26 protein-coding genes are annotated in these 22,641 nt (G+C 51.9%); 13 read left to right on the top strand and 13 right to left on the bottom strand.

What is annotated here, in order from left to right:
* Window positions 1-3 precede the first annotated feature (3 nt).
* The 3 genes from FJ146_07530 to FJ146_07520 form a co-directional block, all read right to left on the bottom strand.
* A complete protein-coding gene (locus FJ146_07530) occupies window positions 4-1,212 on the bottom strand; it encodes a catalase family protein (protein ID MBM4251807.1) in 1,209 nt (402 codons plus the stop codon).
* A 2-nt stretch (window positions 1,213-1,214) separates the two neighbouring features.
* A complete protein-coding gene (locus tag FJ146_07525; protein MBM4251806.1) occupies window positions 1,215-1,517 on the bottom strand; it encodes a hypothetical protein in 303 nt (100 codons plus the stop codon).
* Between the two features lie 96 nt (window positions 1,518-1,613).
* On the bottom strand, window positions 1,614-2,684 hold the full coding sequence (locus FJ146_07520) for a hypothetical protein (protein MBM4251805.1): 1,071 nt from the start codon (window positions 2,682-2,684) through the stop codon (window positions 1,614-1,616).
* A 221-nt stretch (window positions 2,685-2,905) separates the two neighbouring features.
* Here FJ146_07520 and FJ146_07515 point away from each other — a divergent pair, with 221 nt between their 5' ends.
* The 9 genes from FJ146_07515 (at window position 2,906) to FJ146_07475 (ending at window position 10,756) form a co-directional block, all read left to right on the top strand.
* Window positions 2,906-3,358: a hypothetical protein gene (locus FJ146_07515; protein MBM4251804.1), complete on the top strand. Its 453-nt coding sequence runs from the start codon at window positions 2,906-2,908 to the stop codon at window positions 3,356-3,358.
* Window positions 3,359-3,517: 159 nt separating this feature from the next.
* Complete coding sequence (locus FJ146_07510) at window positions 3,518-3,937, top strand: nucleotidyltransferase domain-containing protein (GenBank protein ID MBM4251803.1); 420 nt, start codon at window positions 3,518-3,520, stop codon at window positions 3,935-3,937.
* Window positions 3,919-4,236 (top strand): DUF86 domain-containing protein, encoded by a 318-nt coding sequence (locus FJ146_07505; GenBank protein MBM4251802.1) that lies wholly within the window; start codon window positions 3,919-3,921, stop codon window positions 4,234-4,236. The genes FJ146_07510 and FJ146_07505 overlap by 19 nt, the downstream gene beginning before the upstream one ends.
* A gap of 72 nt (window positions 4,237-4,308) precedes the next feature.
* Window positions 4,309-5,196: a DUF2778 domain-containing protein gene (locus FJ146_07500; GenBank protein MBM4251801.1), complete on the top strand. Its 888-nt coding sequence runs from the start codon at window positions 4,309-4,311 to the stop codon at window positions 5,194-5,196.
* Complete coding sequence (locus FJ146_07495; protein ID MBM4251800.1) at window positions 5,193-5,753, top strand: hypothetical protein; 561 nt, start codon at window positions 5,193-5,195, stop codon at window positions 5,751-5,753. Before FJ146_07500 ends, FJ146_07495 begins: the two co-directional genes overlap by 4 nt.
* 136 nt (window positions 5,754-5,889) lie before the next feature.
* Window positions 5,890-7,044, top strand: coding sequence for a hypothetical protein (locus FJ146_07490; GenBank protein ID MBM4251799.1), 1,155 nt, complete (start codon window positions 5,890-5,892; stop codon window positions 7,042-7,044).
* A gap of 520 nt (window positions 7,045-7,564) precedes the next feature.
* Window positions 7,565-8,425 carry a hypothetical protein gene (locus FJ146_07485; GenBank protein ID MBM4251798.1) on the top strand — a complete coding sequence of 287 codons (861 nt, stop codon included), beginning with the start codon at window positions 7,565-7,567 and terminating at the stop codon, window positions 8,423-8,425.
* A complete protein-coding gene (locus FJ146_07480; GenBank protein ID MBM4251797.1) occupies window positions 8,425-9,318 on the top strand; it encodes a hypothetical protein in 894 nt (297 codons plus the stop codon). The genes FJ146_07485 and FJ146_07480 overlap by 1 nt, the downstream gene beginning before the upstream one ends.
* A 10-nt stretch (window positions 9,319-9,328) precedes the next feature.
* Entirely contained in the window at window positions 9,329-10,756 is a 1,428-nt protein-coding gene (locus tag FJ146_07475) for an aldehyde dehydrogenase family protein (GenBank protein ID MBM4251796.1), read from the top strand.
* A gap of 11 nt (window positions 10,757-10,767) precedes the next feature.
* Here FJ146_07475 and FJ146_07470 read toward each other — a convergent pair whose 3' ends face one another.
* The 4 genes from FJ146_07470 to FJ146_07455 all read right to left on the bottom strand — a co-directional run bounded on the left by FJ146_07470 (window position 10,768) and on the right by FJ146_07455 (window position 12,574).
* Entirely contained in the window at window positions 10,768-11,091 is a 324-nt protein-coding gene (locus FJ146_07470) for a HigA family addiction module antidote protein (GenBank protein ID MBM4251795.1), read from the bottom strand.
* Window positions 11,092-11,103: 12 nt separating this feature from the next.
* The gene (locus FJ146_07465) at window positions 11,104-11,625 is read right to left on the bottom strand and encodes a nucleotidyltransferase family protein (GenBank protein MBM4251794.1); all 522 of its coding nucleotides are present in this window, start codon (window positions 11,623-11,625) and stop codon (window positions 11,104-11,106) included.
* 88 nt (window positions 11,626-11,713) lie between these two features.
* Window positions 11,714-11,947 carry a hypothetical protein gene (locus FJ146_07460; GenBank protein ID MBM4251793.1) on the bottom strand — a complete coding sequence of 78 codons (234 nt, stop codon included), beginning with the start codon at window positions 11,945-11,947 and terminating at the stop codon, window positions 11,714-11,716.
* A 15-nt stretch (window positions 11,948-11,962) separates the two neighbouring features.
* A complete protein-coding gene (locus tag FJ146_07455; protein ID MBM4251792.1) occupies window positions 11,963-12,574 on the bottom strand; it encodes a DTW domain-containing protein in 612 nt (203 codons plus the stop codon).
* A 189-nt stretch (window positions 12,575-12,763) separates the two neighbouring features.
* On the opposite strand from FJ146_07455, the gene FJ146_07450 reads away from it, so the two are divergent.
* The 3 genes from FJ146_07450 to FJ146_07440 are packed head-to-tail and all read left to right on the top strand — an operon-like array spanning window position 12,764 to window position 18,006.
* Window positions 12,764-13,432: a hypothetical protein gene (locus FJ146_07450; protein MBM4251791.1), complete on the top strand. Its 669-nt coding sequence runs from the start codon at window positions 12,764-12,766 to the stop codon at window positions 13,430-13,432.
* Complete coding sequence (locus FJ146_07445) at window positions 13,419-14,876, top strand: hypothetical protein (protein MBM4251790.1); 1,458 nt, start codon at window positions 13,419-13,421, stop codon at window positions 14,874-14,876. Before FJ146_07450 ends, FJ146_07445 begins: the two co-directional genes overlap by 14 nt.
* On the top strand, window positions 14,791-18,006 hold the full coding sequence (locus FJ146_07440; protein MBM4251789.1) for an error-prone DNA polymerase: 3,216 nt from the start codon (window positions 14,791-14,793) through the stop codon (window positions 18,004-18,006). Before FJ146_07445 ends, FJ146_07440 begins: the two co-directional genes overlap by 86 nt.
* Here FJ146_07440 and FJ146_07435 read toward each other — a convergent pair whose 3' ends face one another.
* The 4 genes from FJ146_07435 to FJ146_07420 form a co-directional block, all read right to left on the bottom strand.
* The gene (locus FJ146_07435) at window positions 18,007-18,636 is read right to left on the bottom strand and encodes a hypothetical protein (protein MBM4251788.1); all 630 of its coding nucleotides are present in this window, start codon (window positions 18,634-18,636) and stop codon (window positions 18,007-18,009) included.
* Window positions 18,637-18,781: 145 nt separating this feature from the next.
* Window positions 18,782-19,435 (bottom strand): hypothetical protein, encoded by a 654-nt coding sequence (locus FJ146_07430; protein MBM4251787.1) that lies wholly within the window; start codon window positions 19,433-19,435, stop codon window positions 18,782-18,784.
* A 47-nt stretch (window positions 19,436-19,482) separates the two neighbouring features.
* Complete coding sequence (locus tag FJ146_07425; GenBank protein MBM4251786.1) at window positions 19,483-20,034, bottom strand: hypothetical protein; 552 nt, start codon at window positions 20,032-20,034, stop codon at window positions 19,483-19,485.
* A 190-nt stretch (window positions 20,035-20,224) separates the two neighbouring features.
* On the bottom strand, window positions 20,225-20,593 hold the full coding sequence (locus FJ146_07420) for a helix-turn-helix domain-containing protein (protein MBM4251785.1): 369 nt from the start codon (window positions 20,591-20,593) through the stop codon (window positions 20,225-20,227).
* 360 nt (window positions 20,594-20,953) lie between these two features.
* Between FJ146_07420 and FJ146_07415 the strand changes: the two genes are divergently transcribed.
* Window positions 20,954-21,577: a hypothetical protein gene (locus FJ146_07415; protein MBM4251784.1), complete on the top strand. Its 624-nt coding sequence runs from the start codon at window positions 20,954-20,956 to the stop codon at window positions 21,575-21,577.
* Between the two features lie 15 nt (window positions 21,578-21,592).
* Here the strand turns inward: FJ146_07415 and FJ146_07410 are convergent, their stop codons facing one another.
* On the bottom strand, window positions 21,593-21,904 hold the full coding sequence (locus FJ146_07410) for a helix-turn-helix transcriptional regulator (protein MBM4251783.1): 312 nt from the start codon (window positions 21,902-21,904) through the stop codon (window positions 21,593-21,595).
* A gap of 59 nt (window positions 21,905-21,963) precedes the next feature.
* Complete coding sequence (locus FJ146_07405) at window positions 21,964-22,641, bottom strand: hypothetical protein (GenBank protein ID MBM4251782.1); 678 nt, start codon at window positions 22,639-22,641, stop codon at window positions 21,964-21,966.

The following is a 22,641-nucleotide window of genomic DNA, read 5'->3' as shown; positions in this document are numbered from 1 at the left end:
CGCTCACTCGCGCGTGGCTGGCACCTTGATGGCTTGCCACTCGCGGTAAGTGGAATCTTTGAGGTCATTCCACGGTACTAAGCTGGTGGGTTCCGGATAAAGACCGGCCTCGATGTTAGCCTTGTGACGATAGTTGGAAATGGCCTCGTAGATAGTTTTGCGCGCGCGGTTGATATTACCAAGAGGTTGATGCTGCGCGATTGCATGCCATGGTTGAAAGGACAAGGCATCGCAGTAGGCGAGCCTTTTATCGGTACGAAAGGTTTGGGGCGGAATTTCAATGGTTGCAAAGTCGACGAACGGGGCTTTGTCCTGCTTCCATTCTTTGGAGGGATCCTCCACTTCCATAACTTGAAGATTGGGATTATTGGGCTGATTGGGGACAAAAAACTGCACGGCAAATCTGTAGCATAGAGATCCTTGGTCCAAACGTTCTTGTAAGTCGTCACGAAGCTCCGTGTCTGTGCCGTTCAGTGGTCGCGAGGTGACTGCTTGGCAGGGCCGCACAGCATATTTCACGGGACTGTTCACCTCTGGCCCACTCAGTAGGTAAGGCGTCTGACTAAAGAAGTCCATGGCCGCAAGGCTCTTACCGTTGTTGGGATTACCCGAGGTCAGAGCAAGAGCATTCTTGAGGACCAAAGCATGGCCAATGGGACTCTCAAACAGGTAGCTAACGATCGCTTTGGGATCCTTCCTAATCTTGATGAGTCCGGCAAAATCATGCGTGGTGGGAGCGGGGAAAATAGGGAAGTTGATCAGCAAGAAATCCTGCGTGGTTGCCTGCGGTTGATCTTCGAGGAGCTTAGTTCCCGGCACGTCGAAAAGCTTGATTGCCATACCCCTGGCATCGGGCTTGTTATCGCCAACTGGACCTAGAGAGCTTGAGAACCGTATGATCGCATCGTAGCTCTGACCGGGTGTCGCAAATACGCCGGTCCGGTATTTGGGGGGTAAGTCAGCGTTCACCGTGAAACGTGCCGCAGTACAGCCAATGCCACGCGGATGGGCATCACGCATGACTCTTTTGCCCTGATCGCGGTATTCTGCCTGAATGAGGCCAATAAGGTCATTGGCGACATCTGCTGCCTCTTGCTCTTCCCCTTGGGTATAAGTCTCCCAATTGGTCATCACGGTGACACCGTAGGCGTCTAGGCTCAGCAGCGCGCACGCTGCCATAGGAAGGACGCAGCGAAGACTAAAACGGAACATAGTCAGTTCCCCTTTGGATCAAGGTAATTGAGCACCGTAGCCCTAACGACAGGATAGGCTGCCTGGCAATCTGAGGTGCCCGCGAGGCGCTCCAGATCAGCCCTAGCCTTGGGCGAGGTTGCTGGGTTTTTTAACTCGAGGTCGCAAGACTGAATCCACTTATGCTCGTCGAGGACATCTGCCACTTCCATGGAGATATCCTTTGGATCACTGCGACCCGTGCTTTTGCAGCCACTGCCTAGGCTAAGCGACGCCACGAGGAAGCTGAAGCATGCTGTGCCACGATATCTCACAAAAGGAACCATGACTTGGCCCTTCAAAGTCTAGAGGTGAATCGGTGGGAGGATGATTCGTTCTAGAGTAGTCAAAGGCCAAGCATTCCGCAAGTTAGCAAACTGAGACTATTTCTGGCCCGGCGTACACCGCTGCATCGTTGCTGTTGTAGGATCCGACTCCTTGGCTATTTCGGCCTTTTGATCGATCGCACTGGCGATGAGTTCCTTGGCGAAGGGACTCGAGAGATCGAGGTAAAACGCCAGGGTTTCCTTGCCCAACACTCCCCTCATGTTCTGTTGGTCATACAGGATATTCATGCCTAGCAGCGTATTACCTTGAACCAAGGCTGAGCCACCATCACCGTGAGCCGGCATACTGTCAGTGGTCGATGTGTTCGTCACATTCACGCGGCGTCCACCAATCACATAACCGGTCTCGGTATTTAGCCAGCTTAACTCCTGCGGCAGTAACGCTTGATCGAGTAACACATTACTACCAACGGCAGGGCCAACAAGTCTCTCCGTATTGTAATCAAGATCGCGACGATCACCGATACCTACAAGATTTACTGACTCACCAGGCTTGCGGCGGTTTTCGCTTACTTTAAAGTAACCGGTGAGACTTGAGGTTGGGGCCTTGAGAATAACGACTTCCTTGATGATATTTTTTAAGGCATCGCTGACTACCGGTCCAACATTCGTGCTGGTTGTCGCGTTGGTAGCTTGCGGCGACCCAGTTGCCTGAGTCTGAATATTCTGCACCTGCTTGACCGAAGGATGAAAAATGACTCGCTCGATTTGCGGGAGAGAAGCTAAATGCTCATCACTAGCATCGGTATCACCACTAAACTGTATTTTGATGGGCTGAGGATTAGGATCTTCGGGAAAGATCCTATTGACGGAGAGTATGGAATTCTTTCCTATGATGATTCCCGTCCAGCCCCACCAGGCTCTCTTGCCAGCTTTAACCTCATCGAGTGAATTGAAGCCATAGTTCCACAATTTCACTAATTGGGGATGCGGTGCGGAATCCTGAGCGTTTAAAATACTGAGACAAGCGTCAGTCTTTTCGGCTCCTTTAGGTGCCTTTTTTTGCGGTGCTGTGGTCGAGGAGCCGTTCATTTTAGACTCGGATTGGCAAGCCAATAGACATGCTACCAAAATGCCTGCAGCGGCCAAAAATCCGGCATAACGCATCGGTCCCTCCAGAGGTGTACGCATTATCTGCAAATCTGGTCTGCGACTTAAGTAAAAAGCACGGGCTAAAGACTACCGGCATAGTTACGGTGTGTTACAATAGGAGCGGCAAGGGTATTTTATGGTGTTATTTTAGAAACTCTAACTGACGACAGTGGCAGGGTATGATGCGTGCAAGAAGCTCTCGATTTTTAATCCGTACGACCTTAGGAATGACACTGATGTCCGTCGCGAGCTGTGCTCACCTGCGCGCACTCCCTCAATCCGAAATCGACCGGCTGACGACATGCACAAACACCTCACTCACCGAGATACGCAAGTCGCTGCTACTGAGCGGCTACGAGATTAAAGATCAATCTGCTACTGAGCTCATAACGGCCTACAAACAGGTTAGCGGCTACGAAGGTAGACAGATCTATCGCCGTATTACGGTGGTGGAGACTGTGCCGAAATCATTCAAGTTTGTCGTTAGACTGAAGTCGGTTCAGCTCCCGTACCAAGACTCTCAGTATTACTACCGTGGGCCATTGAATACGGTCCCTGCACCGGCCAACGCTATTAATATCAACCTTGGTCCGGCAAAGCCGATGGAAAACGAATTTGATCCTGACTACATCGAGGGCAACCTTGATGAGCACCAGCTTATTTTGAGTGAAGTGTGTGGGCGGCGGTGAAGTCGGTAGACTGCAGAAATGGTCACGCAATAAGATCTTATCAGGATCTGACTACATGAATGCATACGCATTAGACAGCACTTACTGTTGCAGGTTCGTGAATAAGTGGAGTGGGACGCGTTGCGAGATCTGCTACAATGAGATCTGGAGAAGGCATCAATGACCGAATTTTCTACAGACAGCTCTCTGCTTAGTCTTGCAGCATTAATTTCTCAGCGGCTTAAGCCTGTGGCTATATATGTTTTTGGCTCTGTCGCGAGTGGACGTGCTAACCCCGAAAGTGATGTCGATCTCGCTATTTTTACCCGGGAGAAAATTACATTTGATCAAAGCGAAGATATAAAAGAGTTAGCACTGGCAAAGTGGGGGATTGCTTTAGATCTGATTGATTTCGTCGAAGCGCCTCCAACTCTTCAAGCAGAAATTATCCGGAATGGCAAGAAGTTGATTGTACAGAATGAAAATGATTTAGCCACATTGATCATGAGAGCACTGCGTAGCTATCAAATGCTGAATGAAGAGAGAGAGCCTATACTAAAAAAAAGGTTAGGAGCAGAAGGATGGAAACGCCTCTTTTGAAAATCGACTCCATCAGACGATGTCTTACTAGAGTCTCTGAAATGGCGTCTTTAAATCCCACTTTCAGTGACCAAAATGCTCTCGATGTGACAATTCTAAATTTACAGCGTGCCTGCGAGCAGGCCCTAGATCTTGCCAATTGGGTATGTGCATACCGAAACCTTAGCGTTCCAAGGACCTCCAGAGAGGTCTTCACCATTCTGGAAAATGCCGGCATTCTGTCGCCATTGTTAGCTACGAACATGAGACGAATGATTGGCTTTAGAAATATAGCAATTCATGAATATCAAAAAAATTGATCCAGCTATTGTAAGAAGCATCCCGTTTTAAGCGCCAATATACGAGGTGATGATCTCGGCAATGATTACCAATTGGAAATATCATCGGGCGAGAGCCAAGTATGCCTGAGGCTAAAAAAGGAAGACGACAAATTACTGCTACCAAAATATTCCATGATGACTTTTCTCCTAGCTACTGAAATTGAAAAAATAAACATCAGATTACTAGCCAAAGAAATTGATCCTGTATCTGATGATATTGGTGAACAAAATTTAAATATCGATACGGCAGCATCAATCATTGATGCACAACAAATCGAAACAAACATCACAATCAATGGGGCCGGACGCGGTGAAAGAAATTTAATAGCCGTGCTGGATGTGAAACTCGCAGTCTCTAAATCACCTGGGACGGCCCAAATTGGGGATGTTGAACCAAACGGATGGGTATTTGCAAAGTTGGCTAGCGGGGCATTAGTACCGCTGGCCTCTGGGACGGCTGTAGAATTAAAATCTATAAAGAACGAAAGAGAGCAATTCGAGATACTTGAGGGAAATTATAAAGGCGTTACAGCTAGCATTACCACTGACAAAAATCGATTCACACATCTCTGCCCGTTGACTGGCCGAAATCCAGCTAGTTCTCTCAAATTATTTCGTGACAGATGGATACTCCAAATTAATTCATTGGGGGAATTTGCAGTATTGCCCCTTGATGCTCGCGACATGATATTTCCAGGGAGCTACAAAATCTCGCTTCCGGATGCACCGCACCAAGGCGGACGACGACTCAGATCTTCGGCAAAACATGCTGAAAGCTGGTTCCGTATCGGGGATGAGGGAGAGCGATATATCCATCCGGGTTCGAGATCAAAAGGCTGCATCACTGTGACAGACTTAACGAAATGGGAGCTGATTTTCCAACACCTCGCCAACAGTCGCCTTGATGAATATCATGTCGGCATTATGGAGGTGATATGAAACAAAACATGATGCGTTTAGCATTCATTTCAACTCTTTTAAGTGTCATAGGCTTACTAGGGATAAATCTTTTACCAGAACGCCTGCAGATTTACGGTCCGCTGCAAGTGGGAAAACCTCTGCCTTTAAGTGCGCGTTCAATTTTCGAACAAGACTCCCAAAATATCTCATCTGGGTCACTCTACTACTACCTACCGCAATCAACGGAAAAAGAATGTGAGTGCTCTCATGCCGAACGCGTTGTCAAAAATGCGGGCAACAAAATGGAGATCATTGATAGCAAAATAAGCAAGTACTTTGGGGTGCCTACGGTTCACAATGGCGTAACCTTCCAACTAGCGGATTCGCTTTTGATCGTGGTTAATAAAAACGGACAAATACAGTCGATATACAGAAATGTTAATCAAATTCACTTAATCATGGGCATCGGCACTGAAGGCCCATTAGTAAAAATACTCGAGAACTTAGTCTACCGGCGGAACCAAGCGATTTCTGCATCAGCGGAAATCGACACCGTACTGGGCCAAATCTTCGCAAAACTTGAGACTAAATTTTAATCCATCAATCCTACTGCAAAATCTGCTCATCAATTAAACGCGAAAAAAAATCTCTCAAGTTTCTCTTAGGTCGTTCCGAGCGTGGCACCCGTCTTTGGCGGCGGTGTGCGCACGTCAATTACCTAGAGGAGTGTGTATGTGCAAAGTTCATTTAGCGTCTCTAAGCCTTGTATGCTCCCTCAGCTGCGGACCCGACTCCAGCTTTACTCCGTCGACTATGCCTGTTACAGAGTCTCCAGCAGGTGAGTCTGCAGACTTGAAGAAAACGCGGAACACCCCGCCAAAAGTCACGCGCCTTGAACCGGTGAATGAGGTGAATGACAATACGACATCGCTCATCGCCGCGGCGCCGAGCCAGCCCTTAGCTCAAGCGGGATCACCGGAACTGAGGACTACGTCGGAAACAGGTGCAAGGCCTGAACCAGCCTCCGCTCCAGCGCCATTGCCGCAGGGAGGCTTACCAGCGCCCATGGTTCCACCTATAGGTGTGACATCACCAGTGACTCCGCAAATCACTCCGCCCAAATGTGAAAGCAGTGCCACGATCGTAGCCGCCAATCAAATGTCAGATTTTAATTGGTCTGGCGACGGCCCCCTTACCTTCGCCATCGACTCTGGCAATCAGCCTGGCGACTTCGGGACGATTGACATCCTAGACGCGGATACGGTGCGTTATCGAGGTCCCAGCAGGATTGCTACGAGCCTTGATATCGCTGTAGTTGCTACCAACACCACCGGCATTAAAGCATCGTGCACGGTGCGCCTTAAAGCTGACGGTGCTCTCGGTGTAGCTGATGATGGACGCACTCCTGGCCTAGTCGGCAATGTTTTTCAAGTGCCCCTGGCAGAGCGTAATAATAGCGCCCGCATTAAATCGTCATGGTTTAGCGGCGCACCACTGTCATCTATCGTCATGCCTCGCATTGATGTACCAAATACACCTTACGAGCAGGGCTTTCCCGGCTATCCTAATCTGACCAGCTGGTTTGCTATCCGGTTTCGCGCCCAGATCCTCATACCGGAATCTGGCTACTACGGCTTCCAAACTCAGTCCGACGACGGCTCACTCCTCTACATTGATGGTCGCGTCATCGTCCGCAACGACACCGTGCATGCAATTTCTACGGTCACAAACGATCAAGTCTATCTAGAGGCAGGACTCCATGACATTCAGCTCGACTACTTTCAGGGACCACCTATTTACATCGCTATGAGTCTACTGTGGCGCAAGCCTGGTGATAGTCAATATATGATCATTCCTGCTACACAGTTCTCGAGACCGAAGATCTAATTTGAGTTAGCGCTAAAGAACCCGCAAATAAGTCTAGGCTATTCTCTCTGAAAGTCCGACTAATTGACGACTTAAAAGATCCAAACGGTTACCTATTTGTTCGTCATGGGCATGCGGATTGGGCGAGTGTAACGGCCAACCACCCTTAGTGGCGTCTTTAGTGCGGTAAAATCCAACCTGACTAAAATACTTACCGCTGTGTGAGGCGACTTCGGTTGCAAGGAGCGCATACAGCGTCGTTTGCGCTCCCTGCGATGGTTCAATCGATCCCCGCGGCTTAGTGCATACAATCTGAGCTTTTGCCCGCTCTCCGTCATCTGGGCGGCGACAGGCTAGCTTTTCTTATGGATCAAAAAAGGCACCACCGCATAGGCACGGATGAAGACATCTAAGCACCCGAAACTAATCCCTAATCAGCACTAATCTTGGATAAGAACAATGTAAAATAACAAGGACTATTAACACCTTAAGTCAAAGCCGCATTCTACCGATATTGGCAATAGGGACGGGGAGGTTACTTATGGTGCAAGTCGATGTGATTTGGTCTTACGCCTACGGCGCTAGTTTCGCGGCCGCAGCGACCAGGGAGCTTGCGCACGAGCGCGAGCCGTTTGGCAATCGCTACTACATGCTCGCCTTGCTCTTCCTCGGTATATTTTTTGCGCCGTCCGGACTGTATCTCCTGACAGCATTTCCGGCCTGGGAGACCATGCAAGTTGCCAGCAAGGCGTCTGATCTCAATCCATTGCTGGTGACATTTTTCGGTATCACTAACGTCACCCAGGGCATAATCGGGTTCTGGGTCGGATGGCGGTTTAGCCGTCGCCACGAATACTACAAAGCACATCTCAACTGGATGATCGCCTGGGTCGTCTTCTGGTTCGTGCTTGTCTCGGGGTGGGATACTACGGGTTACCAGCGTTTCCTCTACGATCCCGTCATGAACAACGGAGTGCCGTGGCAGGTTGGTCAGCACAACGGCTGGCAGTTTTTTACAGGCCCAGTATTCCTCACCTTGGTCACTATGGGCGCCGTGTTCGTACCGATGTTGTCACGGGGTGTATTTCGCATAAACTACGAAATAATGCGCAAAGAGAGCGGCGAACCCTTTCGCCTAGGAGCCGCGCTCAACGTGATGCGACGCTATGTCTACACTTGGTTCGGCGTCACACTGGTCCTGGCCATCGGTGCCGCGATGATTGTGCGCACGATTGCTGAGCTGTCTGGCAATGTACCCGTTGGCTATCTCCTGGGACTGCCACTGAGTGCCACTCTGATTTACGCCGTTGCCATCCCGAAGGGACGGCTCTTTCACTGGATAGTAAGTCCGCTTTACGGTGGTGATCGAAGCCCGACTCAGGACACGGGAGGTAAGCACTGATGGTACAGGTCGATGTCATCTGGTCCTATGCGTTTGGTGCCTCCTTTGCAGCTGCTTCAGCGCGACAATTAAGCGAAGAACCGAAGGCGTTTAACAACCGCCACTTCATTAGACTTCTTGTTTACCTATCGTGCTACTTCGGCCCCTCGGGACTATTCCTACTATGGGCATTCCCACGCTGGGAGACTATGCAGGTTGCGACTTCACTGGATCAAATACCCCCGTGGCTCGTGACGTTATTCGGAGTCACGAACGTAACACAGGGAATCATCGGCTACTGGGTGGGTTACCGCTTGGCGCGGCAAAAAGAATATTACAAAGCGAATCTCAACTGGTTTTTAGCGTGGATCGTCTTTTGGTTTGTGCTTGCCTGCGGCTGGGATACAACAGGTTGGCAGCGGTTCCTGTACGATCCCATGATGAACCATTACGAGCCTTGGGAACCTGGCCGTCACAACGGCATGTGGTTCTTTTTCGGTCCAGTATTTACCTCACTGGTCGTCATGGGAGCCTTCTTCGCGCCAGCACTCCAAAATGGCGTCGTAGACCAGTGCTACAAGAGCCTGCGTCTGGATAGTGACAGCAGAAGCCCTACCGGGCTCGAGTACCTGAGCCTGACCGGCGCAACCTATGGGTCGATGTTTTTTGGTACGTTAATTCTCGCCGTGATTTCATCCTTTATCGTGCGCGGTTGCGTCGCCGCCCTCGGCAACATGCTCTTTGGTTACGTTGCTGGTCTTCTGATAAGTGTTGTCTTGGGATACTTCTTACTAGTGCGACGCGGTATGCCCCTGCATCGGTTTATGCGGCGTTTTTATGATTCCGATAAACACGATCTAGTCGCTATTGGCTCCACAACAAGCAATTCCACAACTAGTAATTCTACTTATTGATAGGTGCCTTATGACAGCTAACGCGCAGGACTCAAGCTCCTCGAATCTAGCTAAGACCGATGAAATCATCGCTGCTCAAGATCTCTTCTTCGCCACCGGAGTGACGCGCTCTGTGGCTTTTAGACGCCAGCAGTTGAAACAGCTTTATCGCGCCATTGTAGAGCACGAACAAGAGATCACAGCGGCGCTCTACGCTGATTTTAAGAAACCTGCATTTGAAACCATGACTTCAGAGCTTAGTGTTGTTTATTTCGACCTAAAAATGGCCATGAGTAAGGTTAAGAAGTGGGCGAAAAAAAGACGCGTAGCCACCTCTTTCTTCGCGCAGCCTGGTCTGAGCTATATAGTTCCCGAACCAAAGGGGCGCGCGCTGGTGATTGGGCCTTGGAACTACCCGTTCCAACTCGTCATGGGACCACTCGTCTCGGCCATTGCTGCTGGCTGTTGCGTGGTAGCTAAACCATCGGAATTCGCCCCTGCTACGGCGGCTGTGATCGCAAAAATTATTAAAGCAACGTTTGCCCCGAACTACGTCACCGTAGTTCATGGTGGCGTACCCGAGACGACCGCACTTTTGAATCATGGCTGGGGCCACATCTTTTTTACCGGCAGTCCCGGTGTTGGCAAAATCGTTATGGCCGCGGCAGCTAAAACACTCACGTCGGTCACGCTCGAGCTGGGTGGTAAAAATCCAGCGATCATCGACGACTCAGCGCCGGTCGCTGAGACCGCACAACGGCTGGTTTGGGGCAAGTTTTTCAATGCCTCGCAGACTTGTATCGCGCCGGATTATCTGCTCGTTCCCGAACGCATGAAGGCCGAGCTGTTGGTCGCGATGTCCAAAGAAATCGAGGCATCTTATGGTAAAGATCCCGAACAGAGCCCAGACTTTGCTCGTATGATCTCTGAGCGTCACTTGGATCGCTTAGTCAACCTGCTCAAGGGTACCAACGTCATCACGGGGGGTCGCCACAATAGAGCGACACGCTATTTTGCGCCGACCATTGTGGACGGCGTGGACCTGGATCACCCCGTGATGCAGGAGGAAATTTTTGGTCCGATCCTACCGATTATGACGTACAGAAATTTGGACGAAGCTCTTGCCGTCGTTAATGCGCGGCCTAAGCCACTTGCACTCTACGTATTTAGCCGTGACAAAGCGGTGACGGACAAGATTATGAACAGCGTGCAGTTCGGTGGTGGCTGCGTGAACACTACACTGATGCATTTTATCAGCCACAATTTGCCCTTTGGCGGCATTGGGTCGTCCGGCATAGGCTCGGGTCACGGCAAATACGGCTTCGATGCCTTCACCCATAATAAAGGCATCGTGGTCAGTACCTTTTGGGCTGATCTACTTCCGAAATATCCACCGTACGGTGCGACCAGCGTCCTGATTCAGCGTCTGACTCGATTACTGATGAAGCTACCAGGCTGAGGAAATCGGGATTACCCAGCAGCACGTTGCCGCGCTCGCCAAAGGTCGTATTCCGCTTGCAAGGAGACCCAAGTTTCTGCGGGTAGGCCCAAGAGTGCTTCGAGTTGGATGGCAAACTCAGGAGTAATCGCACGCTTCTCGTTCAGGATTTCGTTTATCTTCGCAAAGCGACAGTCCAGTTTCCTGGCAAGATCCGACTGGCTCATACCAAGCTTGTCGATGAATTCTTCGCGCAACACACGACCTGGATGCTTCGGTATTGGCTTGGTCGCGCGCTTAACAGGAAATGCTTCACGGTTTGCATCGAGCCAGTTCAGATAATCCAACAAGTTCATCCGGTGAAACCTTCACTTTGCATGAAGTTTACGAATCTGCTCGATAACCGGCCATTGGCCGAACATGTCAGCAAACCTTTGAATCGTCACCCAGTCCAAAGCGTTGTTGTTTGCAATCAGAGCGGCAATATCGGCTTTGTCGCGGAACTCTCTTTTCGGGTCGTTGCAATAAGCTTGGATTTTGAGTCCGATCAGGCCCTCGGCACTGATGACTTTAACATTAAGACGTTGATCTAACCGAGCCTGCTGAAGCAGAGCAAGGCTTACGGGGCGATTGGCACAGAGAACATCGACGGCGATATCTCCGGCAAACTGAATCACTTCGCTTGTCTCCGCGAACAGTGTGAAACCATTGGCCAGCATCAGGTGCTTCAACTGAAGGCGCTGCGTCCCATCGACCAAAAAATCTATGTCGTTGGTAAAGCGCTGCACGCCATGCGCGCCTAAAGCTAGGCCACCGATAATCGCAGCGTCAATACCAGCGGAGTCTAAAAGACCCCGGATTTTATGTAGTTGTTCAAGAATGCGCAACATCACTCACCAGCTTATACGCTTGTATCGAATAGCAGTATAAACAGGAGACAACGCGACAGTCAATCCTCGTAAATACGTATGGGGTGAATTATGTGCCCTCGCCCTCATACTTGTCGCCCGGCTCCACTAGGATGTGAATCCTTTTGGGACTATACCTTGAGGTTGATGGTCCAAACTCCATGTTAATCGCCCTCAAAAAATCTGCGAATCTCTCAACTTCGTCAACTTCAAACGACGAATCATTGATTGGCTCTTGATATACGATTACGCCATCCTCGGTTTCCAGAAACCAACCGTTCTTTGCACGCTTCATTTTCGCCATAGTTTCCCCAGTCCTTCAGCATCGATGGTGGCATTGCCGGTCAGACACCTGACCACGACCGGCCAAAGTCCTCTGCACCATCAGCGCAAAAATCCTCTCGAGCTCTCGCTGGACCCATTCTCCCTCAAGGATGCCGAGGGCCCTGGCGATAGCCTCAATAGTTGCCAGTCCCTGGGCTTTAGTCTCACGCCGGACTAGATACTGCGTCTCTGGCCCAGGCGGCAAAGTGACTGCTTGAATCCCCTGTAGCAGTGGCTCGCGGCGACGCATCTTGGATGTCTGCCGCCAATTACCATCAGGCACGACTAAGGTATAAGGCCCACCCTCGCGCATGGCTGGAGATAGTTCGATGGCGTCATCGGCTGGATAAAGGATCAGAGGACGGCACCCAGCTGGGAGATACTCGGCCAGATCAAGCGGGACATCTCTCGCGCCACGCGTCAGCATGACGCTGTGCGTCAATGCCTGAGCAGCTAGCCGGCCGGTGTTGGTCGGGACCTGTAACTCGCGCCGAGCCGCCAGCAACACTAACCTTGTCTCGGTGCTCAAACGTGGAATATCGCTGCAAATGCAGACTTCTCGCCTCATCTTGCAGCGCTCACAGCGGAGCCAGGGTTTTTTCCTCATAAATTGATCCACTTAATTGTTGGTGCCGTTTTGGAACCTACGGCCATTGCTTCACTATTACTGGAACTGCCCATTAACTTGCGACGATGATCTGCAACAATCTGTAATCATTCATAAAACAAGCATTTCCCAACAGTTAAGTGGATCAGTTTGCTTGAGAACCATACAAATGTATGGTTTAATAGATGCATGAAGCGATTGACCAACAACTTAGACCACTTTAGTCACCTCGATGACCTCGGCGGCAAGCTTTGCCGACGGGGCCCCTCCCCCTCTGCTTCCGGCCGTTTGGCCTCGCACCACCCAGAGCTCGATCGCTTCTTGGTGGGCGGCCTCCCGCTTGGCACGATCGTCGAGATAGGTTCGCCGATTGGCCGGGGGGGCCGCCGTCCCCTGATCGCCTTCATCGCTGCCGCCACTCGGGGGCTCACAACGGCGGTGCCCCACTGGGTCCTTTGGACCTACAGCAAGGGCCAGGTCTATCCGCCAGCCTGGCGGGCGCATGGCGTCGACCTTAGCCGTGTCTGTTTTGTCCGCAGTGGCAGCCCTATGGAGCTGAGACCAGCGTTATTATCACCTCTCTTCAAGATCATCGTCCTCGACGCACCAACACAGCTGTCAGGTGATGACCTGACCTTTTTGGCGCATCATGCACGCCTCCGGGGCAAGCTTTTCATCCTCATACGCAACTATCTCCTAACACCGGACGGTCATAGCATCTGGCCTAAGTTACGCCTCAATATTTGGCGTTCCCCCCGGGAGCCTGGAGCTTATCACCTCGATGTCATCCGCGGACTTTCCCCGCGTCAGGCCGTGATCACAATGGATCCAGCTGGGGGCGAGTATGTCGCTCGCTGACTTTATGGCCATCGAGGGTGATTTTAACGAAGGCGCCACGCCAGCTGTGCTCACGCCGCGCTTTATGCATTGGCACGAGGGGGTCTGGCTGCTCGACTTGAGCGTCTGCCATACCTACTGGCATACCCAGGCGCACCAACACGAGACTTCGGTCGGGGCGCTGGTCGATGAGATCCTGCGGCGCAGTCTTCAGCCTGGGATGCGCGCCGTGATGGCCGATCATCCATGGCGCGCACTACTAGCGGTGCGGCAGATGCGGCTGCGCGATCTACGGGGCCTGCTCGACTTGCGCCAGCACTTTGGCAGCGCTTTTTATCAGCAGGTGAGTTGGGAGGCATGGCAAGAATGTGCGGAGGAGCTGGGTACGCACGCTGCGATCTGTAAGTGGCCGCGCTTTGACCCGGACGCCTTTAAGCGTCAGCTTAAACACATGCAGGCTGTGATTGAGCGCATTGAGCCCCCCCAAGCCCACGCCCGTATTGGCGGTAGCCAGGCTAAGGGAGCTGCTACACCACACAGCTGGCGCAGTGTCGATGCCCTCGCCATGCGGCGACGTTTTGGCACTACGATTGCCCTCCTATGGGAGTGGTCTCGAGCGGACCATGAGCGCGCTAAGGTACGTGCGCATCCTCAGGGATTTCCCTGGGTCTTTTGCACCAGTAGGGAGAAGCCGCAGTTACAGCGTCATCTCGACGTGCCGCTACTGCAGTGGGATGATCTGGCACCACTTTTAGCGGAAGATTGCGACCGCCTATGTCGGCTACCGACCTGGGATGCGCGCGAGCGCGTCACGGCCGTGAGCTGGCATCTCACCTTGGACGACATGAGTGCTCTGACGGTGCCGATCAACTTCCGTCACCCGCACAGTCTGGCTGCCGAGCAAGGGCAGCACAAGACGGCCTTGACGCAGGCTAACTACAGCTTTAGTGCCGCAACCAAACAAAAAGACGTTGATACTTATCCACGTGGCATTGTGGGCTGGCAACTCGTGATCGATGAACGCCTGGTAATCCCACCATTTTTGACGGACCTCTTTGGTGACAGTAACGATACCGACATAAGACATCTACGCACCTTGGAGAATCAGCTACCAGTGCCGCTAGAACGCTACGAGCTACGCGACGACTGGGTACCTGAAGCCGCTTTTAAGCGTAGTTCCCACAACGCGGAGCATCCTGGCGACGGTACTGCAGACGCGTCTTACCTACCGTGGCTAGCAGCGGCGCGCGTGCGACCTTTTTATATCGATACGCCGACCCCTCTTGATACTGAGGATTATGCGGCGGCGCGTATGTTTCTTGAGCGAGTAAATGGCAAGTGGTGGCTAAGTAGCATTGGCAGCAGTCAACGCGATTATTATGCTGTCATTGATCGCCAGCAACGTTGGCTATGGACTTATCGTGACCAGGCCGGCAAGTGGTGGATCCATGGTCGATTTGATTAAACACTACGGTTGGACCGAGTGGCTCTGTCACAGTAATTTTAGCTTTTTGATGGGGGCTTCACACCCTCACGAGCTTATAGAGCGGGCGCAGACACTTGGTCATCACGGGATGGCTCTGACGGATTATGACGGCGTTTATGGCTCAGCCCGCATGCACCATGCTTGGGTGCGACACACTAAAAGCCAAGATGATGCTGAGACACCTATCCGACTCTTCCATGGCGCCGAGTTTCACCTCGCCAAAGACCATGATCTGCCGCTTTTTTTACAGGACACCGTGGCTCTCCTAGCAACTAGTCACCGCGGCTATCACAACCTCGCGGCCCTTGCTAGCTATGCGCACCGCGACGGCAAGCTGGCGGCCAATATTCCTCCGGAGGCTTTACTCAGCGCTGATGTTACAGATCTAGCTGCGATCATACCGATGCGCGGTTTGCTGCGACGCGGCCAGGAGAATCTTTTACGTGAGCGCTTAACTAAACTGCGCGAGCATTTCCGTGGGCGCGTCTACTGCGCTGTCAGTCGTCATCTAACACCGGCCGAGGATCACTGGATCAAGCCCACGATCAAGTTGGCGAAGGATCTCGATCTACCTTGCCTTTTGACGAACGACGTATTTATGCATGAGCGCAGCGCCAAAGAGATGAGCGATCTTTTGCACGCCATACGCCACAACCAAACATTAGATCAGGTGGGTAGTCATTTTTTCCCTAATGGTGAGCGAACGCTACATGACTTGCGCACGCTGGCGGCGCGTTATCAGGAGCTACCTATCTATGAGTCAGCGCTGGCTGCAGGTAGAACCTTAGCCGACAGCTGCAAGTTTGATTTGCGCGCGCTGCGTTATCACTACCCAAAGGAGATGTTACCGCCGGGTGTGACAGCCCAGACCTATCTGGAGGAGATCACGTGGGCGGGAGCCAGATCCCACTATGGTCATGTACCACCGAAAATTGAGCGCCTACTCCATCACGAGCTGCAACTGATAGAGCAGCTGGGGTTTGCCGACTATTTTCTGACGGTTTGGGACATTGTGCGCTGGGCACGGGAGCAGGGGATTCTTTGCCAGGGACGCGGGTCAGCAGCTAACTCCGCCGTCTGTTTTGTGCTGCAAATCACCGCCGTTGATCCCAACTTATTTGATCTGCTCTTTGAACGCTTTATATCGGTAGAGCGCGGTGATCCTCCTGATATCGATGTCGACTTTGAGCACGAGCGACGCGAGGAAGTGATTCAGCACATCTACCAACGCTACGGCCGCAACCATGCCGCTATGATCGCTAATGTCATCACCTTTAGGCGCCGCGGTGCCACACGTGCTGTGAGCAAGGCCTTGGGGATATCGACAGAAACTCTCGATCACACCACTCATACTAACGAGCACCTAGGCCGTTTGACGGAACGGCTGCGAGGATTTCCGCGCCACCTTGGAATTCACTCGGGCGGCTTTATGCTCACCGATCGCCACCTCAACTGGCTCGTGCCACAGGAGCCGGCGACCATGCCTGGGCGTACGGTGATTCAGTGGTGCAAGGAGGATATTGAGGCCTTAGGTTTTTTCAAAATAGATATTCTAGCCCTGGGCATACTAACAGCTATACGCAAGACCTTTAGTTTGGTGAAAGAGCACGAGGGACGCGAGCTCTCGCTGGCCTCCATTCCTGCGGACGACCAAGCTACTTACGACATGATTTGCCGTGCGGATACGGTTGGTACCTTTCAGATAGAGAGTCGGGCACAGATGTCGATGTTGCCTAGACTACAGCCACGTAAGTTTTATGACCTAGTCATTGAGGTGGCGATTATCCGACCAGGCCCCATTCAGGGGGGTATGGTGCATCCTTTTCTTCGGCGCCGTCACGGCGAGGAGCCTGTGACCTTTCCCGATCCACGCCTGGTTCCTATTCTCGAGCGGACGTTAGGTGTGCCTATTTTTCAAGAGCAAGTCATGCGTATTGCTATGGCTGTCGGAGGCTTTTCGCCGGGCGAAGCGGATCAGCTACGCAAGAACATGGGCGCATTCGCCATTAAGGGCGATCTTTTGGGCCTCGGCGAAAAACTACGCGAAGGTATGCGGAAAAACGGCATCGCCGAGCCCTTTGTCGAGCAGATTCTGGGACAAATTCGAGGTTTTGCCGAGTATGGATTCCCCGAGTCACATGCAGCTTCGTTTGCACTCCTAGCCTACGCCTCGTCCTACCTCAAATGCCACGTGCCAGCGGCCTACTTTGCCTCGCTTTTAAACTCGCAGCCGATGGGCTTTTACGCGCCCCATGTGTTGATTCATAGCGCCCGCCAGGACGGTGTTCCCATCCTTCCCATCAGTGTTACTAAATCCTCTTGGGACAGCACCCTAGAGCGCACGGAGACGGGCAAGCTGGCTATACGCCTCGGCATGCACCTAGTGAGATCTCTGCGCCAACAGGCGGCTGAACATCTTTGCCGCGAGCGGCAACGCCGGGGTGGCTGGCCCAATCTCATGACTATGCTGCAATCAAGATCACTGAACCGCCTGGATCTCACAGCCCTAGCCGCAGCTGATGCCTTACGCCCCTTTGGTATCGAGCGACGAGCGGCCTTGTGGCTCGCAGCCGCGGCGCCTTTTTCCGGATTTCTCGAAGATGTCGAAGACACCATACAGTTTGCACCAGAGAGTGCCATGGAGCGTTGTCAGTCTGACTTCTATGCCACAACGACCACGCTCGGCCCTCATCCAGCAGCCATTTTACGTACTTATTGGTGCTACCAGCTCCCCGTAGAGCGATTGCAGCTTGCCAATGCACTGATAAAACTCCGCCCACGTCAGGAAGTAGCCGTATTCGGCATGACCATCGTGCGACAGTCGCCGCCATCAGCTAAAGGCATGGTGTTTATAACTATGGAAGACGACACCGGCATGATCAATATCGCCTTCACCCCACAAGTCTATGAACGCTACCGCCGGCTCGTTGATAACTACGCCTTTCTCTGCATACGCGGGATACTGCAGAGACAGCACGATGCTGTCTCCATCCTCGTAACAGAGGTGCTAAAGCCAGAAATACCGGAGGCTCAAGTGCTCAATCTAGAAGCGATACAAGATGTCGCTACGAACAAACAAAATCTCCTAGCGCTTACAGGTAATCGCTAGTCACTGCGCGGCATGCAGTACATGATCCCAGCCACGCAAGTTTGAGCTGAGTCCCAGCCTCTGCTTCACATCGTCACGGCTATAAACCGTCTGCATATCGTATCTATAGCTATCAAATACGCCTTGATTAGATCCTAAATGTTTCTTGATCCCAATATAAAGCGTGCGACCGCTACCCCATCGGTCACAGCTAGATCCACCGTCAGCTTTGCAGCGGAGATTCCTAAGACCAGTGAGAGCGTTACATTTATAACCGTTAGCAGACTGTTCCGCGGGATTACAATCAAGACCGACTGCCGCGGCGTCCATACGCCGCGACTGCGTCAGTCCACAGGCGGGATCCCAAGAATTACCCCATGCCTCGCAGGATTTATTGACATCCCACGATGACTCCCTCACCGCAGAACCAGCAATAACCAGCACACATTCCTCGTAACTAAGACCAGTCTCTGCAGCACCACGCGGGTCACTACAAGCTTGGGCAATCGCGTCAACTGCAGCCTGCGATAACCGGTCGATACCAAACCAGCCATCCGCTTTAACTGCACTGACGGCATCATGCGGCGCGCCACAACCAACGAGGGCGGCACCAGATACAAACACTAAGGCCAATAGGTTCTTCAATTTCATGGGACTTCCTTTCCTGATGAAATGATTCCTACGTGGTCTATTTGACGCACGAAACAGCAAATCTAAAAAATGAGCTCCCATCTTAGCATCGTGCTACTGACCCGTCAAAACACTTATTTCCATATGTAAACTTATCTAAGTTTATTTACTGGTGATATTGAGGATAATTCCCATATGCCATAGGATCTTCTAAAGTCAACTGACCATCAACGTTCAGAGTCAGTGTCATCACCACATGTTTGCCGCTAAATTGAAAGACAATCGCATTCATCAACACATGTTCAAGCTCACCGTCGTCTTCAAGACGATCATAAATCGCCTTGAGACCAAGCTCGTATTTACCCCTGATCTTGTGCCCATCAAGAAAATCAGTGGCCACAAAACGGCCATCGGCTTTGAGTTTTATACTGCGAAAGCTGAGGGGGCCCTGATCGGATATCTCTTCAGCACGATCTGTCGTCAGAGTTTTCCCAATCACTGGGTTTAAATCTATCGACGGCAGACGTTTTAGGACTTCGCTGCGTCCACTGACTTCGTCTACCAATGTAAAAGTTTGATCATCGGCGGTGCCCCACTGTCCCGCAGTCGCCACAGATGGCACGCCGTCGCGGCTATCGCTAGCCACCTCGGCCTCATAACGACCACCAGGAAGTAGACGAATGAATTCGTAGGATTCCGTGAGCGGAATGTCAGCAACCACATCTGTATCGCTTGATACTAGCGCCGCGCTTAATTCCGGAAAAATAAAGAAGATCCCGCAAAGACCGAGTAAAAAGGAATTACAAATATTCCTGATCATAGATCATCCCCCTAGAAATCACTTCTAGCAAAATAATTTTGGTTTAGTTATTTGACTTGGAACGTGATGGAGTCCGGCTTGGCGACGGCACCCGTGCTGATGCTGACTGCTTGCACGGTCAGAGTGTAGGAGCTGCCACTTTTCAGGTCGGCGAAATCGTACTTGTATCCGTCGGGACAGTTACTAAAGCTCTTTTCGTATTCGCGCTTGCAGAAAAAACGAAATTCATTGATCGTCACCGAAACAGGACCACCCGTGACGGCATAACTGAGCGATAGAGTCTTCTGATCGATGGGCGAGACCACCGCACCTTTGCTGACAATCACGGTAGCCAGAGGAAATTGGCTCGGCGTCGCCTGCGCAGTCACCGGCTGACTGGGGGTCTCAGGTTTGTCGGTATCACTACCCTTGTCGGCATCTGCCGCAGGTGGCGTGGCTTCAGGCGCCGCCTTGGGGCCACCCGCCCATGCGGGTAGCTCGGGTAACTCAGGTAGGTCGGAAATATCGGAGCACCCCCAACTCGCAGCCGCAATGGCCAGAGCCGTAAGCCGCAAACGCGTAGATGAGATCAGTCGGTTTCTCGACGATTTGACCGGCATAGACGATCCTCGGCAAGCTATCGAAAGTTAAAGGGACTCTGGTTTTTAAAATATTCTATAAAATATTTCAATATTTTAATAAAAAAAGCAGTCCACTTAATAACTTAGCTATACCAAGGAATGTCATCTGGGTCATCCGGGTCATCCGGATCAGCTGGGTTAGCCCGCAACCCGAGTAGCAACGTCCCTACTAGCTAGCACGGCCTGTGCGACGTTTGCCGCGCTTCACCTTGCCCGAGGCAGACTTGTCGATGATGCGCTCAACGCGGCCACGCAAGATCCGGGTCTGCTCTTCGATAACAGCAGCCGCAAGGTCACGCACTGGGATCGCGTAGAGCTCGGCGATGACGGGGATCTTGTCGAGAGGCAGCGAAACACGGTTGTTTTCAATACGTGACAAAAAGAAACGGTCGCTGTAGCCGAGAGCTGCTGCAGCCTCTTCCTGACTGAGACCCGCCTCTTTACGTTTGCGGCCTAAAAATGCACCGAAATGCTGACTATTCTTCTGTTTCACCACGATGACAGCCTTATTTCTAGAGTATGAAATAACCCTTAAAATTCCTCGCCACCAAACCCTTGACCAGAGGGTCTCCCGGGCCTTGCAAAAACCATTATGAAAATCTCAGACAAATATTTGGTGACAAACTTTGTCGTACACCTCTCGAGGCAACGAGGCAAGCAAGGAATGATGAGAGGGAGAGTGCAGGGCCAAAATCAGAAACTATCGACAAACACCCGACAAAAACCATCAAGCATGGCAACCGCCACCAAAGCCATGGTGCTTAAGCAACACAAGCATTCTCGCCCAGTTAGACGCACCAAAAAGTGTATAAATATGCTTCTCATTAAAAAATGAAACTGCCATACTCCCCTTACCCCTACCCCCAAACTGTTCGGCGCAAGGCGCAATGAGGATTTTGTGAAAAAGTCTGAGTCCGCTTGTAGCGAAGTTGTGTTATCTAGAGAGGACCCGGTTGCGATTGTTTTAGACGCAGATATTGCGAGTATCAGCGACCTATCACACGCCCTCAGGGCGGAAGACAGGGCCATCTTCCACCGGGAGCCAGGACCTACGCAACTCTGCTGCCTGGTCGAGAGCCACACCCGTGTGGTGCTCGTAGCTGACTTTAGCCACCCGGCGGCACCGGGGTGGCATTTCGACTCTCTTGCCGCACATTTGCCAACGCTATTCCCCATATGTGTCGTGGGCCTCACCGACCACGCACGCGATATCGATCACGTCTTCAACCTGGTCGACACGGTACCGACAAGTGCCACGCCCAGGGAGTTAAACGACAGTCTCAATGGCGCCATGGTGACGGCAAGCGCGCGCCATCGGCAGTGGCGGAGGGCTAGGCAGGCAGTCCGCATAGTCCGTCACACCTACGACCAGAGTCGCCGCGCTCAGGGTAAGGACCCTATTGCAGATCCGGTCTGGGACAGGGCCTGCCTGACCCTATGCCGCGCTTCACTCACCTACGGCGACGACTGGGAGACGGCAGCCCTCGACCTTTTGATCTATATTTTCAAAGATGAAATGTGAGCCAGAGCACAACGGTCAATCGACAGTGGACTGATTGATCAGATGCTGCCTAAGGAGCTCGATCCCCAATTCTGCAGCCGAGCGCTTAGCCTGATCGAGGTTGCTGCGATCGCAGACTAAATCAGCGACATCAACATCCAGGACCGCGGCGATCTTAGCTAGCGATACGATACTGAGATTGCGCGCATTCTGCTCCAGCATCGAAACATAGCGCAGCGATACACCCATGCGCTGCGCCATCGCCTCTTGCGAGTATCCGCGCTCTTGGCGACACCTCTGAATATTGGCTGCAACACGCCGACGTAGTAACAAGGAGTCCACGGGCACCTCCGCTGGTCACTACCAATCCTAAAACTGTGCGCCTAATTTATCCATGAGAATCAAAACTATGAGAGCTGACCACCAACGATTCGCTGCCGCTGACTAGTGGCCAAAAAAGCCACAGGTCTGCCCATTTTGTTAAAGAGAGGTGAAATCACCCCCGGGGCTATATGAAACTGCCTCTGATCAGTACTCATCAGCTCCACGGACTCGTGGTCATCTATAGCCGGACGAAAAGTCTCACGGCGACCATCGAACGCTTTCACAAAGGCCTCACTTCGAATCTGTCCGGAAAACACCTCATCGCGTCCGTAAAGCTTATACCAAGGGTAAAGCGTGATCTCGGCAATACTGTAGGAGATCAGTTTATAGAACTCGAGATTACGAAAAATTTGAATGCCGTCCGTATTATAAATCTCGACAAAATCCGAACCTTTGATTTGATCGAAGCCATCGGCGCACGGCACCATACCGAGACGCGCTATCGCAAACCACGTAAGACGCTTATCACTCGTCAGTTTGACGCCTGAGTTTACGGCATCTTGGAGCAGGGTATTTAACTGGTGGATCTTATTGATCACGTATCTTTGGCAGCGGGGATTCATACCCGCAAAATGGTCTAAGGTAGCTGCAAACACATGGTTGGGCACGAGATTGCTATGTCGCATCAATAACGCTGCATGCGACTCGACGACACTCTGCAGCGATAAAGCCAGTCCGTTCTGGTGATAAGCCAGTGCCAC

This window comes from Deltaproteobacteria bacterium (assembly GCA_016874735.1).
In the GTDB taxonomy this organism is placed as follows: Bacteria; Bdellovibrionota_B; Oligoflexia; order Oligoflexales; family CAIYRB01; genus CAIYRB01.
This window is presented reverse-complemented; position numbering and strand designations above follow the sequence as displayed.